The organism is Streptomyces sp. CA-179760 (genome assembly GCF_050937045.1).
Lineage (GTDB): Bacteria > Actinomycetota > Actinomycetes > Streptomycetales > Streptomycetaceae > Streptomyces.
The window spans coordinates 5,615,727-5,631,730 of record NZ_JBNJLZ010000001.1 but is presented as its reverse complement, the minus strand read 5'-3'; the positions used below and the strand labels follow the sequence as shown (position 1 = coordinate 5,631,730).

15 protein-coding genes are annotated in these 16,004 nt (G+C 71.5%); 5 read left to right on the top strand and 10 right to left on the bottom strand.

The genetic code is table 11. The features are described from left to right. Positions 1-57: 57 nt before the first annotated feature. Entirely contained in the window at positions 58-1,824 is a 1,767-nt protein-coding gene (locus ACQEV8_RS25610) for a serine/threonine-protein kinase (RefSeq protein WP_432964419.1), read from the bottom strand. Positions 1,825-1,915: 91 nt separating this feature from the next. Continuing rightward, positions 1,916-2,764 carry a menaquinone biosynthetic enzyme MqnA/MqnD family protein gene (locus ACQEV8_RS25605; protein WP_432964416.1) on the bottom strand — a complete coding sequence of 283 codons (849 nt, stop codon included), beginning with the start codon at positions 2,762-2,764 and terminating at the stop codon, positions 1,916-1,918. 319 nt (positions 2,765-3,083) lie between these two features. Between ACQEV8_RS25605 and ACQEV8_RS25600 the strand changes: the two genes are divergently transcribed. The 3 genes from ACQEV8_RS25600 to ACQEV8_RS25590 all read left to right on the top strand — a co-directional run bounded on the left by ACQEV8_RS25600 (position 3,084) and on the right by ACQEV8_RS25590 (position 4,410). Then, entirely contained in the window at positions 3,084-3,287 is a 204-nt protein-coding gene (locus tag ACQEV8_RS25600; protein ID WP_003992177.1) for a cold-shock protein, read from the top strand. Positions 3,288-3,393: 106 nt separating this feature from the next. Then, positions 3,394-3,711, top strand: coding sequence for a hypothetical protein (locus ACQEV8_RS25595; protein ID WP_432964413.1), 318 nt, complete (start codon positions 3,394-3,396; stop codon positions 3,709-3,711). Positions 3,712-3,750: 39 nt separating this feature from the next. Continuing rightward, positions 3,751-4,410, top strand: coding sequence for a methyltransferase domain-containing protein (locus ACQEV8_RS25590; protein ID WP_432964410.1), 660 nt, complete (start codon positions 3,751-3,753; stop codon positions 4,408-4,410). A gap of 5 nt (positions 4,411-4,415) precedes the next feature. On the opposite strand, the gene kstD is transcribed toward ACQEV8_RS25590, so the two are convergent. The 4 genes from kstD to ACQEV8_RS25570 form a co-directional block, all read right to left on the bottom strand. Beyond that, positions 4,416-6,212 carry a 3-oxosteroid 1-dehydrogenase gene (kstD, locus tag ACQEV8_RS25585; RefSeq protein ID WP_432964407.1) on the bottom strand — a complete coding sequence of 599 codons (1,797 nt, stop codon included), beginning with the start codon at positions 6,210-6,212 and terminating at the stop codon, positions 4,416-4,418. Between the two features lie 89 nt (positions 6,213-6,301). After that, complete coding sequence (locus ACQEV8_RS25580; RefSeq protein ID WP_432964404.1) at positions 6,302-7,423, bottom strand: sugar ABC transporter substrate-binding protein; 1,122 nt, start codon at positions 7,421-7,423, stop codon at positions 6,302-6,304. A gap of 126 nt (positions 7,424-7,549) precedes the next feature. Continuing rightward, positions 7,550-9,472, bottom strand: coding sequence for an AMP-dependent synthetase/ligase (locus ACQEV8_RS25575; RefSeq protein WP_432964401.1), 1,923 nt, complete (start codon positions 9,470-9,472; stop codon positions 7,550-7,552). A 231-nt stretch (positions 9,473-9,703) separates the two neighbouring features. Next, a complete protein-coding gene (locus tag ACQEV8_RS25570) occupies positions 9,704-10,993 on the bottom strand; it encodes an acetyl-CoA C-acetyltransferase (RefSeq protein WP_432964398.1) in 1,290 nt (429 codons plus the stop codon). 95 nt (positions 10,994-11,088) lie between these two features. On the opposite strand from ACQEV8_RS25570, the gene ACQEV8_RS25565 reads away from it, so the two are divergent. Both ACQEV8_RS25565 and ACQEV8_RS25560 read left to right on the top strand, forming a co-directional pair. After that, positions 11,089-12,405, top strand: a complete 1,317-nt coding sequence (locus tag ACQEV8_RS25565) for a 3-oxoacyl-ACP reductase (protein ID WP_432964395.1) — start codon at positions 11,089-11,091, stop codon at positions 12,403-12,405. Next, the gene (locus tag ACQEV8_RS25560; RefSeq protein WP_432964392.1) at positions 12,405-13,277 is read left to right on the top strand and encodes a MaoC family dehydratase; all 873 of its coding nucleotides are present in this window, start codon (positions 12,405-12,407) and stop codon (positions 13,275-13,277) included. The genes ACQEV8_RS25565 and ACQEV8_RS25560 overlap by 1 nt, the downstream gene beginning before the upstream one ends. Here the strand turns inward: ACQEV8_RS25560 and ACQEV8_RS25555 are convergent. From ACQEV8_RS25555 to ACQEV8_RS25540, 4 genes are all read right to left on the bottom strand, one after another. Next, positions 13,265-13,945, bottom strand: coding sequence for a TetR/AcrR family transcriptional regulator (locus tag ACQEV8_RS25555; protein WP_432964389.1), 681 nt, complete (start codon positions 13,943-13,945; stop codon positions 13,265-13,267). The two genes, ACQEV8_RS25560 and ACQEV8_RS25555, sit on opposite strands and share 13 nt — an antisense overlap. A 75-nt stretch (positions 13,946-14,020) precedes the next feature. Continuing rightward, positions 14,021-15,334, bottom strand: coding sequence for a dicarboxylate/amino acid:cation symporter (locus ACQEV8_RS25550; RefSeq protein ID WP_432964386.1), 1,314 nt, complete (start codon positions 15,332-15,334; stop codon positions 14,021-14,023). A gap of 66 nt (positions 15,335-15,400) precedes the next feature. Beyond that, positions 15,401-15,517, bottom strand: coding sequence for a putative leader peptide (locus ACQEV8_RS25545; protein ID WP_432964383.1), 117 nt, complete (start codon positions 15,515-15,517; stop codon positions 15,401-15,403). 142 nt (positions 15,518-15,659) lie between these two features. Next, on the bottom strand, positions 15,660-15,959 hold the full coding sequence (locus tag ACQEV8_RS25540; RefSeq protein ID WP_432964380.1) for a DUF4229 domain-containing protein: 300 nt from the start codon (positions 15,957-15,959) through the stop codon (positions 15,660-15,662). Between the last annotated feature and the right edge of the window lie 45 nt (positions 15,960-16,004).

Here is a 16,004-nt window from a genome sequence, read left to right as displayed (position 1 = left end):
TCCCGCGTGGCCCGGCGGTGGTTACGCCGCCGGGCCCACTCAGCCGCCCCACGCCCCCTACCGCACCTTCGACATCCGAGCCCGAGGCCGCCCCGACTCCTCGCTCTCCGACTGATATTGGAGGTCGTCGCCCACCGGCCTGAGGCGGACCGTCGTGGCGGCCGGGTTGCAGCCGCTGTGGTTGGTCTTCGCGCCCACGGAGGTCGCGACGAGCTCCTTCTTCGTCACCTGCTTCAGGGTGAGTACGTCGACGCAGACGCCGCCGATCTGGTCGGTCTGGCGGAGCCGGCCCAGCTCCTGGCCTACGGAGGCCCGTGCGACCGTGATCCGGAACGTGCCGAGGGGCAGATTGCCGTCCAGGGCGGTGCCCTGGCCCTCCCAGGTGCCGAGGTAGGCGGCGGGCACCGCACCGGGGGCGCTCGCGCTCGCCGACGGCGCGGTGTCGGCGCCCGGAGCGGCCCCGTCCCTGTCGTCCTGGGCGTCGCGGCCGCCCGGCAGCAGGTCGAACACGAACACCGAGCCGATCGTCACGGCCGCCATCGCCCCGGCGACCGCGAGGGCGACCGAGCAGCTCAGCCTCCGTACCCGGCCGCCGCCCTCCGGCGTGGACGTCGCCGCCACGGAGACGGTGACCTTGCCGGGGCGGCGCCCGGTGGACGGTGGGGCCGTGTCCTGCGGTACGGCGTCACGGGGTGCGGGTACGGCGGGGAAGGGCGGTGCCGTGGCTGGTGCGGGCATGACAGGGGGCGGCCCGAACACGCCGGGCCGGGCATCCCCGTGAGCCCCGATCGGACCAGCAGCCTCAGCGGCCTCCCCTGCCTCTCTGACTCCCAGGGAAGGGCCCGCCTCCGCAGAGGGCCCCGCCGCCACAGAGGGACTGCTGAACCCCACCGGCCCCGAAGGCCCATCCGCCCCCGCCACTGCCCCCGCCGCCTCCAGGTTCAGCAGCCGCACGGCACTCCGGCTCACCTGCTCCACCAGCGCCCCGGGCAGCCACCCACCCGTCACCAGCCGGGCCGCGCCCTCGGGAGCCAGCCGTCGGGCCAGCTCCGCCGGGGCGGGCCGGGCGCCCGGGTCCTTCGTCAGGCAGGCGGCCGTGAGGGACCGCAGCTCCCCGTCGAGCAGGCCGAGTTCCGGCTCCTCGTGGACGACCTTGTAGAGCAGGGCCGCCGAGGAGTCACCGGGGAAGGGCGGTTCGCCGGTCGCCGCGTACGCCAGGACCGCGCCCAGCGAGAAGACGTCCGCCGCGCCCGTGACGCTCTTGCCCAGGATCTGCTCGGGTGACATGTAGCCGGGCGAGCCGATGGACACGCCGGTGGACGTCAGGGACGCCGTACCGTCCGTGGCCCGGGCGATGCCGAAGTCGATCAGCAGGGGGCCGTCGAGCGTGAGGAGGACGTTCGACGGTTTCACGTCCCGGTGCACCAGGCCCAGCTCGTGCACCGCCGCCAGCGCCTCGGCGAGGCCCGCTCCCAGGGCGCGTACGGTGTGGGCGGGCAGGGGGCCGAAGTCCGCCACCGCGGCGGACAGCGACGGGCCGGCCTCGTACGCCGTCGCCACCCACGGCACCCGTGCCTCCGGGTCCGCGTCCAGGACCGGCGCCGTCCAGGCGCCGCCCACCCGGCGCGCGGCGTCGACCTCGCGCCGGAACCGCGCCCGGAACTCCTCGTCCAGCGCGAAGTGCGGGTGCACGATCTTCACGGCGACCGTACGGCCTCCGGCGCTGCGGCCCAGATAGACCCGGCCCATCCCGCCGGAGCCCAGCCGGCCGAGCAGCCGGTAGGGCCCCACGACGGTGGGTTCGTCGACTTCGAGCGGCCGCATGGCGTCACCCCTCCCCCGTAGGCGTCCGGAAGCCCGGATGGGACTCCGTCCGCCTGCACTCCCAGCAGAGTAGTGCGGGAGGAGCGCCCGCTCACGGCTGAAGCAGGTCCACCTTCACGTCCGCCGGGAACCCGGTCGTCGGGCCGACGCGCCGGGCGAACTCGGCGACCGCCGCGAGCTGCGGGCCGCCGAAGCGGAAGTCGAGCGTCGTGAAGTACTGGGCGAGGGTCTCCTCGTCGAAGTCCTCCCAGCGGGCGGCCTGCTCGGCGACCTTGGCGACCTCCTCCAGGGAGAGGTTGCGGGACTCGAGGAAGGCCTCGTGCACCTTGCGGGTGAGGACCGGCTCGCGCTCCAGGTAGTCGCGGCGCGCGGCCCAGACCGCGAAGACGAACGGCAGGCCCGTCCACTCCTTCCACAGGGCGCCCAGGTCGTGCACGGCCAGGCCGAAGCGCGGCCCGTCGAGCATGTTCGCGCGCAGTGCCGCGTCACCGATGAGGACGGCCGCGTCGGCCTCCTGCATCATCAGGCTGAGGTCGGGCGGGCACGTGTAGTAGTCCGGGCGTACGCCGTAGCGCTCGGCGAGGAGCAGCTGGGCGAGCCGGACGGAGGTGCGGGAGGTCGAGCCGAGGGCGACGCGGGCGCCGTCCAGCCGGTCCAGGGGGACCTGCGAGACGATCACGCACGACATCACCGGGCCGTCGCAGCCGACGGCGATGTCGGGGAAGGCGACCAGTTGGTCCGCGTGCTTGAGGAACTCGACCAGGGTGATCGGTGCGATGTCGAGTTCGCCCTGCACCAGCTTCTCGCTGAGCTTCTCCGGGGTGTCCTTCGTCAGCTCGAAGTCGAGGAGCGTGCCCGTTCTGGCGAGCCCCCAGTAGAGGGGCAGGCAGTTCAGGAACTGGATGTGGCCGACGCGCGGCCGGGTGCGAGGATTGTCCACATCGTGAGGCTAGCCCTCTCGGCCCAACGGTCGGCGTCCGGCCCCGCCGTGGGTTCGTGTTCGCCGCCAGAGTCGCTCTCCGCCAGTCGGCGGCGGGATGTCAAACATTCGGGTGACGTGATCTTGACCCCTATTGCATTCCGGGGCCTGCGTGCTAGGCTCATCGCAAGTTGCAGTTTGGTTTCCCTTGCAGTACAGAGCCTGCGGAGCATGTGACCGCGGGCTCTCGTCATTCTCAGACGTATGCAGTTGTGCAGAATTCATCTTCACACTTGCTGGTTCTGGAGCAGGGCAACCCTTTTGGGCCCAAGGAGGGCTTATGGCTACCGGAACCGTGAAGTGGTTCAACGCCGAAAAGGGCTTTGGTTTCATCGCCCAGGAGGGCGGCGGCCCCGACGTCTTCGTCCACTACTCCGCGATCAACGCGAGCGGCTTCCGCTCCCTCGAGGAGAACCAGCAGGTGTCCTTCGACGTCACGCAGGGCCCGAAGGGTCCGCAGGCTGAGAACGTCACCCCGGTCTGATCAGTAGTACCCAAGGAGCCCCGCGCCGTCAGGCGTCGGGGCTCCTGCCTTTTCCCGCTCCCGGATACCAGTGAATTTCCGGCTAATTCTGAGAGAAGATGTCCGGATGCAAGGGCATGAGGAGAGCGGCGAGAACGGCGAGCAGGAAAGCGGAACTCCCGCGCCCAGCCATCTGGCGAGCGGCCTGTCACTCGGTACGGCACTCGGGCTGTCACTCGGTACGGCACTCGGGCTGTCACTCGGTACGGCACTCGGGCTGTCGCTGGGTATGACCGTCTTCGACAACATCGGGCTGGGACTCGCCCTGGGCCTGGGCCTGGGCACGTCGATCGGAGTGGCGGTGGGCGCCGGAGTCTCGAGGGCGGCCAAGGGGCAGGGCGACGGCCGGCCGGGCGAAGGCCGGGGAGACGAGCTGACCGGTTAGGCACCAGAACTCGGGGGAGACGCATTAGGGTCTCGCGCCATGACCGATGCCGACTTCGTGAGCCGGACCCGTACCTTCTACGACACCGTGGCCGAGGACTACGCCGCCCATTTCCATGGGTTGCTCGGGACCACGCCCCTGGACCGGGGGCTGCTGGCCGGTTTCGCCGAGCTGGTGGGTGAGGGGGGCGAGGTCGCCGACCTGGGGTGCGGGCCCGGGCGGGTGACGTCGTACCTGGCGGCCCGGGGGCTGTCGATTTTCGGCCTCGACCTGTCGGAGTCGATGCTCGCGATCGCCCGCCGCGAGAACCCCGCCCTGCGGTTCGAGCAGGGCTCGATCCTGGAGCTGGACCTGCCCGACGGCTCGCTCGACGGGGTCGTGTCCTGGTACTCGACCATCCACACCCCCCTCGACCACCTGCCCGCCGTCTTCGCCGGGTTCCACCGCGTGCTGCGGCCCGGCGGGCACCTGCTGCTCGGCTTCCAGGCCGGGGACGAGCCCCGCCGCTACGAGGAGGCCTTCGGGCACCGGGTGGCCCTGGACTTCCAGCGGCGCCGGCCTGAGCAGATGATCACCCTGCTGGAAGCCGCCGGCTTCGTCCTGCGCTCCCGGACCGTACGGGAGGCCGACGAGGAGCTCGGCGAGCCGGCTGCCCAGGCGTGCCTCGTGGCCCGCAAGCCCCTGCGGGCCACCTCCTAGGGTCCTCAGAGCACCCCCGCGATGTCCCTCGCCGCGATGTACCCGAACGTCATCGCCGGGCCGATGGTCGAGCCCGCGCCCGCGTAGCTGTGGCCCATGACCGCCGCGCTCGCGTTGCCGGCGGCGTGGAGGCCCGGGATGACCGAGCCGTCCTCCCGCAGGACGCGGGCCCGGGCGTCCGTCACCAGGCCGCCCTTCGTCCCGAGGTCGCCGGGGACGATGCGGAAGGCGTGGTACGGGGGCAGCCACAGGGGCGCCAGGCAGGGGTTCGGGAGGACGGACGGGTCCGTGTAGTAGTGGTCGTAGGCGCTGTCGCCGCGGTGGAAGTCGGGGTCCTCACCGCGCCGGGCCTGGGAGTTGAAACGGTCGACCGTGGTGCGCAGGGACGCCGCCGGGACGCCGATCGAGGCCGCGAGGGCGTCCAGGGACCAGGCCTTGTGGGCTGCGCCCGAGTCGTACCAGGCGGCGGGGAGGGACAGAGTCGGCAGGACGTCTTTGAAGAGGTACCGGTTGCGGTAGTTCTGGTCGGTGATCAGCCAGGACGGGATGGCCTCGGGCGCGTCGTACATGGTGTGGACGACGTCGCTGTAGGGCGCGGCCTCGTTGACGAAGCGCCGGCCCGTGCCGTCGACCAGGAGGCCGCCGGGGAGGGTGCGTTCGGCGAGGCAGAAGTACGGCTGGCCCGGGACCGGGATCGCCGGGCCCCACCAGGCGTCGTCCATCAGGCCGAGGGCAGCACCGAGCCGCTCCCCAGCCAGGATGCCGTCGCCGGTGTTCTCCTTGGCGCCGACCGTCCAGTCCGTGCCGATGGGCCGGCGCTGGAAGCGTTCGCGCATCGCCGCGTTGTGCTCGAAGCCGCCGGAGCCGACGATCACGCCCCGGCGGGCACGGACCAGGCCGGGGGCGCCGTCGCGGGTGACGACCGCTCCGGTGACCGTGCCGTTCTCGACGTGCAGGTCGGTGAGGGGCGTGTTCAGCCACACCGGCACCCCGGCCGACCGCAGTCCGGCGCGCAGCCCGGCCGCCAGCGACTGACCCATGGTCAGCGGCTTCTCACCGCGCAGCGCCGCCGCCGTGCCCCGGGCCAGGCACTGTGCCGCCACGGCCGCGCCCTTGGCGTTCACGGCGGCCAGGGTGACCCACTTGTAGTCGGCGCTGAAGACGACCATCCCGGCGGGCACGTCCATGTACGGCGGGTTCAGCCGGGCCAGCTCGGGGCCCAGGATGCGGCCGTCGAGCTGGTCGGGCTCGATGGAGCGGCCGTTCGGCAGGCCGCCGGGCAGCTCCGGGTAGTAGTCGCTGTAGCCCTCCATCCAGCGGAAGCGCAGGGGGCTGTGGGCCATGACGTAGGAGAGCGTGGCCGGGCCGTGGGCGAGGAAGGCGCGCTGCCGGTCGGCGGGGACGTCCGGGCCGACGACTGCCGAAAGGTAGGCGGCGGCCTTCGCGGGGGTGTCGGGGACGCCGGCCGCCAGGAGCACCGGGTTGTTGGGGATCCAGATCCCGGCGCCGGAGCGGGCGGCCGAGCCGCCGAAGGTCGGGGCCTTCTCCAGGACGACGCAGCTCAGCCCCTGCCCCGCGGCGGTCAGAGCGGCGGTCATCCCGGCCGCGCCGGAGCCGATGACGACGACGTCGTACGTGCCGAGCGGGGGTAAGTCGGCGGCCCGGGCGCCCTGTTGCACTCCGGCGGCGACCGCGAGCCCGGCACCGGCGGCTCCGGCCAGCACTCGTCTTCGGGAAGGAGCCCGCGAAGGAGACCGGGAAGGGGAACCAGCGGGTGGTGCGGCGTTCGTGTCAGTGGTCATGACGGCTCCAGCGCGACAGACGGGGGTGGGGAATGTCGCGCGGGCACCCCGCGAAGTCAAGAGCCAGACCTGGAAGTCAGGAGACCGACCTACTCGAGGCCGATGGCCGCGCAGTCCGCCTTGTACTTCGAGGTGCAGATGTCCTTCACCGTGTAGACGCCGTCCGTGATCACCGTCTCCTTGATGTTGTCCTTGGTGAGGGCGACCACCGGCACCAGCATCGCCGGGACGTTCTTCGCCGTGGGGCTGTCGACCGTCTCCCGGGTCAGCGCGGCGAACTCGATCTGACGGCCCTGGACCTTGGCCACCGCGATCTTCGCGGCGTTGGTCGCCTCCAGCAGGAAGGACTTGTAGACGGTCATGTACTGCTCCCCCGACACGACCCGCTGCACCGCGTCCAGGTTGGCGTCCTGCCCGGTCACCGGCGGCATCTTGGTGGCGCCGGCCTCCTTCATCGCCTCGATGACAGCACCCGCCATGCCGTCGTTGGCGGAGTAGACGGCGGCGATGTTGTTCAGTCCGTAGGCCTGGATGGCCTTCTCCATGTTCGCCTTGGCGATGGAGGGCTTCCACTCCTTGGTGTCGTACTGCTTGACGATGTCCACCTGGCCCTGGAGCTCGCTCAGCGCGCCGTCCTTGAACCGGGCCGTGTTGGGGTCGCCGGGGTCGCCGTTCATCATGACGACCTTGTCGTTCTGGGACTTCTCGCCGAGCTCGCTCATGATGGCGCGGCCCTGCACCTGCCCGACGAGTTCGTTGTCGTGGGAGACGTAGGCGTCGATCGGGCCCTCGGCGAGCCGGTCGTAGGCGATGACCGGGATGCCGGCGTCCTTGGCCTTCCGCACGTCCGAGGCGATCTTCTTGGAGTTCAGAGCGTCCACCAGGATGACGTCGACCTTGTCGTCGATCATCTTCTGGAACTGCGCGCTCTGTCTGGACACGCTCGCCTCGGCGTTGGCGTAGCGGACCTTGCCCTTTTTCTCCGTGAGGGACGCGACCTCGTCCCTGATCAGGGGGTAGTCGAACTTCTCGAAGCGAGCCGTGTCCCGGTCGGGCAGCAGCAGGCCCACGGTGATGTCGTTGCCCTTCTGCACGGCGGTGTCGTCACTCCCGTCGTCGCCGCACGCGGTGAGGGACAGAGCCGATACGGAGACCGCCAGGGCTATGGCGACAGGGCGCCCAGCGGTCCGACGGGTGTTACGCGCTTTCACTGGTGGTGCCTTCCGATGAGGGGGAGCATCGCGACGGGATTGCTCGAAAGCCAAAGGGGAGACGGCGTGCGGCGTCAAGAAAATCGTGTGAAGACATCGCAAAGGCCCGCCTCACGCCCGGCCGCCTCAGCGTGCGTACAGCCCCTCGACTTCCGCCGTGAACGCGCGCAGTACCGCATGGCGGCGGAGCTTCATCGAGGGGGTCAGATGGCCCGCCTCCTCGGTGAAGTCCTCGGGGAGGATGGCGAAGGCGCGGATGGATTCCGGGCGGGAGACCATCTTGTTGGCCTCGTCGACGGCGCGTTGGAGGACGGCGCGCAGATCCTCGTCGTCGACGAGGAGTGTGGCCGGTACGGGGTGTTTGCCGTTCATCTGGCGCCAGTGGGTGATGCCGTCCGGGTCGAGCGTGATCAGGGCCGAGACGAAGGGCCGGCCGTCGCCCAGGACGAGGCACTGGGAGATCAGCGGGTGGGAGCGCAGCCAGTTCTCCAGGGGGGCCGGGGCGACGCTCTTGCCGCCCGCGGTGATCAGCAGTTCCTTCTTGCGGCCGGTGATCGTGAGGTAGCCCTCGTCGTCCAGTTCGCCGATGTCGCCGGTGGCGAGCCAGCCGTCGGGGGCGGCGGGGACGACGCCGCCGGCCTGGGGGTCCCAGTAGCCGCGCAGCACATGGTCGCCTGCGAGGAGGATCTCGCCGTCGGCGGCGATACGGACGCGGGTGCCGGGCAGCGGCCAGCCGACCGTGCCCAGGCGCGGTTTGAGGGGTGGGGTGACGGTCGAGGCGCCGGTGGTCTCGGTCAGGCCGTAGCCCTCGAAGATCTCGATGCCGGCTCCGGCGTAGAACGCGGCGAGGCGGCGGCCGAGCGGTGAGCCGCCGCAGATCGCGTAGCGGACCCGGCCGCCCATGGCGTTGCGGATGCGGCGGAAGACCAGGGGGTCGTAGAAGACCCGGGCGGTCCTCAGGGCGCGGGAGGGGCCCGGGCCGGTGCCCGTCTGCTGGGCCTCCATCGCCTCGCCGTAGCGTCGCGCCACCGAGACCGCGCGGTCGAACGACGTCACCCGGCCGCCGGCCTCGGCCTTGGCGCGGGCCGAGTTGAAGACCTTCTCCAGCATGTACGGGATGGCCAGCAGACAGGTCGGCCTAAAGCTCGCCAGGTCCGGCAGCAGGCGGTCCGCCTTGATGCTCGGAGCGTGGCCCAGCCGTACGCGGGCGCGGATGCAGGCGATCGCGACCATGCGGCCGAAGACGTGGGACATGGGCAGGAACAGCAGGACCGAGGCCTCTTCGCTGGTCTTCGTCTTGAAGACGGGGTAGAGGAGCTCGATCGCGTTGTCCACCTCGGCGAAGAAGTTGCCGTGGGTGAGCGCGCAGCCCTTGGGGCGGCCGGTGGTGCCCGAGGTGTAGACGAGGGTGGCGAGCGTGTCGGGGCCGAGCATGCCGCGCCGCACCTCCACCTCCTGGTCGGACAGGTGCGCCCCGGCCTCCGCGAGCCGGTCCACGTGGCCCTTCTCGACGACCCACATGTGGTGCAGGTCCGGCAGGCGTTCGCGCTCGGGGCCGAGGGCGGCGGCCTGCCCGGCGGTCTCGGTGACCAGGGCGACCGCGCCCGAGTCCTGGAGGATCCAGCGGGCCTGGAAGACGGAGGACGTGGGATAGATGGGCACGGTGACCAGTCCGGCCGACCAGGCGGCGAAGTCCAGGACCGTCCACTCGTAGATCGTGCGGGCCATCACGGCGACCCGGTCGCCCGGCATCAGGCCCTCGGCGATCAGCCCCTTCGCCACGGCGAGCACCTGGGCGGCGAACTCGGCCGCCGTGACGTCGCTCCAGTTCCCCTCGGCGTCCTTGCGGCTGAGCGCCACGGCACCCGGCTCCGCGCTCGCGTTGTCGAACGGCAGGTCGGCGAGCGACCCGTGCGTCCACGGCGGCGCCAGCGGCGGTACGGCGGCCTCCCGCACCACCCCGTCCAGCCGCCGTGTCTCGGGTTCGACCAGGACCGGCCCTCCGTACACGTCGTCGCCGTAGGCGGAGGAGGGATACGCAGTGGACACGGGCGGCTCCTGGGGCGTGCAGCTGGAAACTGCTTGCTGCATGACGTACGTGCCTCGCACGCCGAGGCGCTCAACCGGCTGAACCCGCAGAAAGGGGTTACTGCCGGTAGGAACGGGATCGTACGGCCCTCACGTGGCGGGTTTGTGCGGGTTCGGGGATGGTCCGGAGCCGGGCCTGTGCAATCTCGGGGGTTACGTGAGGGACTTTCAGTTTCGGCACGTCCCGCGCTCTCACGCCCTCTCCAGGATCGCCGTCACCCCCTGCCCGCCCGCCGCGCACACCGAGATCAGTCCGCGTGCGGGCGCGTCCCGTTCGGCGAGGAGCCTGGCCAGCGTGGCCACGATCCGGGCGCCGGTGGCGGCGAAGGGGTGACCGGTCGCGAGGGACGAGCCGGCGACGTTCAGCCGGTCGCGGTCCACCGTGCCCAGACCCCGTTTCTCCCAGGCGGCGAGTGTCGCCAGCACCTGGGAGGCGAACGCCTCATGGATCTCGATCAGTTGGAAATCGGCCAGATTCAGTCCGGCCCGCTCCAGCATGCGCGGGACCGCGTACGCCGGTGCCATGAGCAGGCCGTCCTCGCCGCCCGCGACATCGCCGCCCGCGAAGTCCACGGCAGCCGTCTCGTACGCGCTCAGGTACGCCAGCGGTGTCAGGCCGCGCTCCCGGGCCCACTCCTCGCTCGCCAGCAGGACGGTGGCGGCCCCGTCCGTCAGCGGGGTCGAGTTCCCGGGCGTCATGGTCGGGTCGGGGTGGCCGAGGCCGAACACCGGCCTCAGGGCGGCGAGTTTCTCCGCGGTCGAGCCGGGGCGCAGGTTCTGGTCGCGGGCGAGGCCCCGGAAGGGGATCACCAGGTCCTGGAAGAAGCCGCGTTCGTACGCCGCCGCCAGCCGCTGGTGGCTCGCCGCGGCCAGTTCGTCCTGGGCCTCACGGTCGATGCCCCAGGCCCGGGCGGTGACGGCGGCGTGTTCACCCATGGACAGGCCGGTGCGGGGCTCGGCGTTGCGCGGGATGTCGGGGACGAGGTGGGCGGGGCGCACCTTCGCCAGGGCCTTCAGGCGGGCGCCCGCCGACTTCGCGCGCCTGGCCTCCAGCAGGATGCGGCGCAGGGTGTCGTTGACACCGAGGGGCGCGTCGCTGGCCGTGTCGGAGCCGCCCGCGACCGCCGACTCCGTCTGGCCGAGGGCGATCTTGTTGGCGGCGGCGATGACGGCCTGGAGTCCGGTGCCGCAGGCCTGCTGGACGTCGTAGGCCGGGGTGCGCGGGTGCAGGGCCGAGCCGAGGACCGTCTCGCGGGCGAGGTTGAAGTCGCGGCTGTGCTTGAGGACGGCGCCGGCGACGAACTCGCCCACCGCGCCGGGCCCCTGGAGTCCGTACCGCTCGACGAGGCCGTCGAGGGCGGCGGTGAGCATCTGCTGGTTCGAGGCGGTGGCGAAGGGGCCGTCGGAGCGGGCGAAGGGGATGCGTGCTCCGCCGATGATCGCCACGCGCCGTACCGACGGCGCGATCCGCTGAGGGCTCATCTCGACCTGCTCCTCGCCTGTGACGTAGCATTACCTCCGGTAACCTTACTCCAGAGTAAGGAACAGGGAGCATTCTCCGGCAGCTGGGAGTTGGAATGGCCGACCGCTATCTGCGCTTCACCGGTACCGCGCCCGGCCGTTTCCTCACCCTCCGCCTCGGCCTGCCCCAGCCCGCGGCGCTGACCCGCTGGTCTCCCGAACGCCCGGCCCTGGACGGCGGCCTGCGTCACCTCACCGCCGGCCGGTCCGGCCTCGGCCTCGCACCGGTCCTCGCCCGTACGGGAATCGCCCCGGCCGGCCCCGACCGGGCCGCCGCCGTCGTCCTGGACGCGAGCGGGGTGCGGGACGTCGAGGGACTGGCAGAGGTGCACGCGGCTCTGCATCCGGCCGTACGGTCGGTCGCGGCGAGCGGGCGCGTGGTCGTGCTCGGCGCGCCGCTCGACCCGGCCGACCATCACCAGGCAGCCGCCCAGCAGGCCCTGGAGGGTTTCACGCGCTCCCTCGGCAAGGAGATCGGCCGGGGCAGGACCGTGAACCTGGTCCGGCTGACGGACGCGTCCGCCGCGGAGTCCACCCTGCGTTTCCTGCTGTCGCCCAAGTCCGCGTACGTCAGCGGGCAGGTGATCGAGGTGGGCACGCCCCAGGAGTCCGGGGAACCACAGGCGGCGCCGGACGGGGACCGTCCCCTGACCGGCCGGACCGCCCTGGTCACCGGTGCCGCGCGCGGTATCGGTGCGGCCGTCGCCGAGACGCTCGCCAGGGACGGCGCCCGGGTCGTCGTCCTCGATGTGCCGGGGGCCGAGCAGGACGCCCGGCGCGTCGCCGACCGGCTCGGCGGCACCGCCCTGCTCCTCGACATCACGGCCGCCGACGCGGGCACGCGGATCGCCGAGGCCCTGCCCGACGGCCTGGATCTGCTCATCCACAACGCGGGCATCACCCGCGACCGGCGGCTGGTGAACATGCCGGCCGAGCGCTGGATCTCGGTCCTGGAGGTGAACCTGGCGAGCGTGCTGCGCACGACGGACGCGCTGCTGAAGGCCGGGACGCTGAAGCGGGGCGGCCGGATCGTGGCGACGGCCTCGATCGCGGGCCTCGCCGGCAACGCGGGGCAGACCAACTACGGGGCGAGCAAGGCGGGCGTCGTCGGCCTGGTCCGCTCCCTCGCGCCACGCGCGCTCGCTGAGCACGGGGTGACGGTCAACGCGGTCGCGCCGGGCTTCATCGAGACGAAGATGACGGCCGCCGTCCCGCTGTTCATACGCGAGGCGGGCCGCCGGATGAACTCCCTGGCCCAGGGCGGTCTTCCGGCCGATGTCGCCGAGACCACGGCCTGGCTCGCGCACCCGGGCTCGGGCGCGGTCAACGGCCAGATCGTGCGCGTCTGCGGCCAGAGCCTGCTGGGGGCGTGATGGCCGACGCCGCGCTCGTCCTCACCGGCTCCCCCTCCCTCGCACCGCTCCTGGCCCGCGGCGCCCTGCTGTCCCCCTTCAAACGGCCCGCCCCCGACGCGGAGTTCCCCCGCACCCGGCTGGTGCTGCCCGGCCTGCGGGTCGACCTCGCGCGGCTGGCTGCGTACGAACGGGTCTGCGGGTTCCCGACCGGGGAGGACGCGCTGCCGCTGACGTATCCGCACGTGCTCGGATTCCCCCTGGCCATGCGGCTGATGAGCGGCCGGGACTTCCCGCTGCCGCTGCTGGGCCTGGTCCACACGTCGATCACGGTCACCCGGCACCGGGGGATGCCGGCGACCGGCGGGTACGAACTCGCCGTGCGGGTCGGCGGGCTGGCACCGCACCGGCGCGGCACGCAGGCCACGGTCGTCACAGAGGTGCGGGAAGGCGGGGACGTCGTCTGGGAGTCGAGCAGCACGTACCTCGCCCGGCATCGCACGCGACGGCCCGCCGAGGCTCTCGGGGCTCCCGGGGCTCCCGGGGCTCTCGAGGAGGAGGCGCGCAAGCCGCTCCCCGTCGTCGCCGAGTGGCGGCTGGCCGAGGACGTCGGGCGTCGCTACGGCGCCGCCTCCGGAGACCGCAACCCGATCCACCTCCACCCCCTCACCGCCCGCCTCTTCGGCTTCCCCCGGGCCATCGCCCACGGCATGTGGACCCTCGCCCGCTGCCTCGCCGCACACGGTACGCCGGACTCCTGCCACGTACGGGCGGCCTTCAGAGCACCGGTCCTGCTGCCGGGGACGGTGACGTACGCGGCGGAGGACGGCCGCTTCGAACTGCGGGGCGGGGACGAGCGGGTGCATGTGGCGGGGGATGTCTACCCGGCCTGAGCGTCCGTCTGCTCTCCCTCCCCCTTCTCCCCCGGCGGTGACCACGGTCTCCCCGCCATGAGGTCGCCCAGGCCCGCCCACGCGAAGTTCATCATCGTGGCCGCGGCCTGGCGGGCGGTGATGCCGGGGGTGGCGTTGGCCCAGGCGGCGAGGGATTCGGCGGCGCCGACCAGCGCCTCGGCGAGGCCGGCGACCTCGCGCTCCGGCAGGTCGGGGTCGTGGTGGGCCTCACGGGCACCGGTGAGGATCAGCTGCGTCACGAACGCGACGATCTCCTCGCGCATCGCGGTGACCTCGGCGGCGAACGGCTCGCCGTGCGTCCGGGCCTGGAGGTGCAGGACCGACCAGGCGTCGGGGTTGCGCGCGGTGTGCGCGAAGAACGCCCCGAGCCCTTCCCACAGTTGCCGGTCGGAGGGCAGATCGGGCCGGACCCCGGCCCGCACCGCCGCCACGAGGGCCTTGGCCTCGCGGCGGATGCAGGCGGTGAAGAGGTCTTCCTTGGAGTTCAGGTACAGATAGACCAACGGCTTGGACACGCCCGCGAGTTCGGCTATCTCGTCCATCGACGCGGCCATGTAGCCCCGCTGGCCGAAGATCCGCACGGCGGCGTCCAGCATCTGCTGTTCGCGGACCGCACGCGGCATCCGCTTGGTCTTCACGGCACCCATACGGCTTAGCGTACGGTCCCCCTGGCCTGCCCTCGGTCGTCGACCGAAGCGGACCGGCCAGGGGACGTCACTTCGTCACGCCGCGGCAGGCACCGTGTCGCGCTCCGCGTCCCGCGACTTGTCCCACGGGTCGTCCAGGGAGGAGCCGTCCGCCGTGGCGTAGGCCTCGCGGTCGAGCAGGTTCTCCCGGGCGGAGACCAGGACCGGGATGAGGGCCTGGCCGGCGACGTTGGTCGCGGTGCGGATCATGTCGAGGATCGGGTCGATCGCGAGAAGCAGACCGACGCCCTCCATCGGCAGGCCGAGGGTGGACAGGGTCAGGGTCAGCATGACCGTCGCGCCGGTGAGGCCGGCCGTGGCGGCGGAGCCGACCACCGAGACGAACGCGATCAGCAGGTAGTCGCCGACACCCAGCTGGATGTCGAAGATCTGGGCGACGAAGATCGCGGCGATCGCGGGGTAGATCGCGGCGCAGCCGTCCATCTTGGTCGTCGCGCCGAACGGCACCGCGAAGGACGCGTACTCCTTCGGCACGCCGAGCCGCTCGGTGACCTTCTGCGTCAGCGGCATCGTGCCCACGGACGAGCGGGAGACGAAGGCCAGCTGGATCGCGGGCCAGGCGCCCTTGAAGAACTGGATCGGGTTGGCCTTGGCGACGGTCGCGAGCAGCGCCGGGTAGACGCCGAACAGCACGATGAGGCAGCCGACGTAGATGTCGACCGTGAACGTCGCGTACTTGCCGATCAGGTCCCAGCCGTACGTGGCGATGGCGTTGCCGATGAGGCCGACCGTACCGAGCGGGGCGAGCCGGATGACCCACCACAGCGCCTTCTGGAGCAGCTCCAGGACGGACTCGCTCAGGTTGAGGATCGGCTGGGCCTTCTCGCCGAGCTGGAGGGCGGCGATACCGGCGACGGCGGCCATGAAGACGATCTGCAGGACGTTCAGTTCGGTGAACGGCGTGATCACGTCCGTCGGCACGATGCCGGTCAGGAAGTCGATCCAGGAGCCGGTCTGGTCGGGCTTCGCGCCGTCCTTGGGCGTGAGGCCGGTACCGGCGCCGGGGTTGGTGACCAGGCCGATGATCAGGCCGATGCTCACCGCGATCAGCGAGGTGACCATGAACCACAGAAGGGTGCGCGAGGCCAGGCGGGCCGCGTTGTTGACCTTCCGCAGGTTGGTGATCGAGACCAGGATCGCGAAGAAGACGAGCGGCGCGACGGCGAGCTTCAGCAGGCCGATGAAGGTGTCGCCGACCTTCTCCAGGGTCGTGGTCAGCCAGGACAGGTCCTGGTCGCGGGCGAGCCAGCCGAGCAGCACGCCCAGGACGAGACCGGCGAGTATCTGGGCCCAGAAGGGCACCTTGAAGGACTTCGTGTTTGAGGACACGGACTGACTCCGTTGGGGGACGCGTAGGGGGAGCTGACGTGGGAGACGACGGGGGTTGGCGTTACGTCAGAGAAGACAGTTGGCGGACGCGCACCGACAGAGATCCACGTGCAGCCGCGCGACCAGCGCAAGCCTCCGGAGCGGAACGCTCCGGGGCTGAAGTGGCACGACTGCTGAGTTCATCACCGCAACACCTTAACACCTGAACTTTGAGGACCCCAAAGCCTCGCTTTGACAGGCAGAAACGCGCGGGCACCCATACAAGGCAAAGCGCCCCGTTTCCGAGCATGTACGGAAACGGGGCGCTGCGCGCGTGTGAGGAACCTTACGAGGCCTGACCCTGCGCCCGGCTCGTGTCGTCGGCCGAGTCCTCCTGGCTGCGACTGGCCTCCATGTTGGCCTTCATCCGGTCGACCCGCTGCACGACCTGCACGGAGGCGCGGTCCCGCTCCTTGCGCAGCACGACGAAACTGATGGGCGCGGAGAGCAGCAGGGCGAGCGTCACGATCCACAGGCCGTTGCTGTCGCCGAGGCCGCGCGGGGCGAGGCCGGAGTAGACGAGGCCCCAGACGACCACGAGGCAGCCCACGAAGATCCCGAGGCGCATCAGTGTGTAGCGGAGCATCTCAATCCACTCTTCCGATTCCAAAAAGGGCCAGGTTCAGTGAAG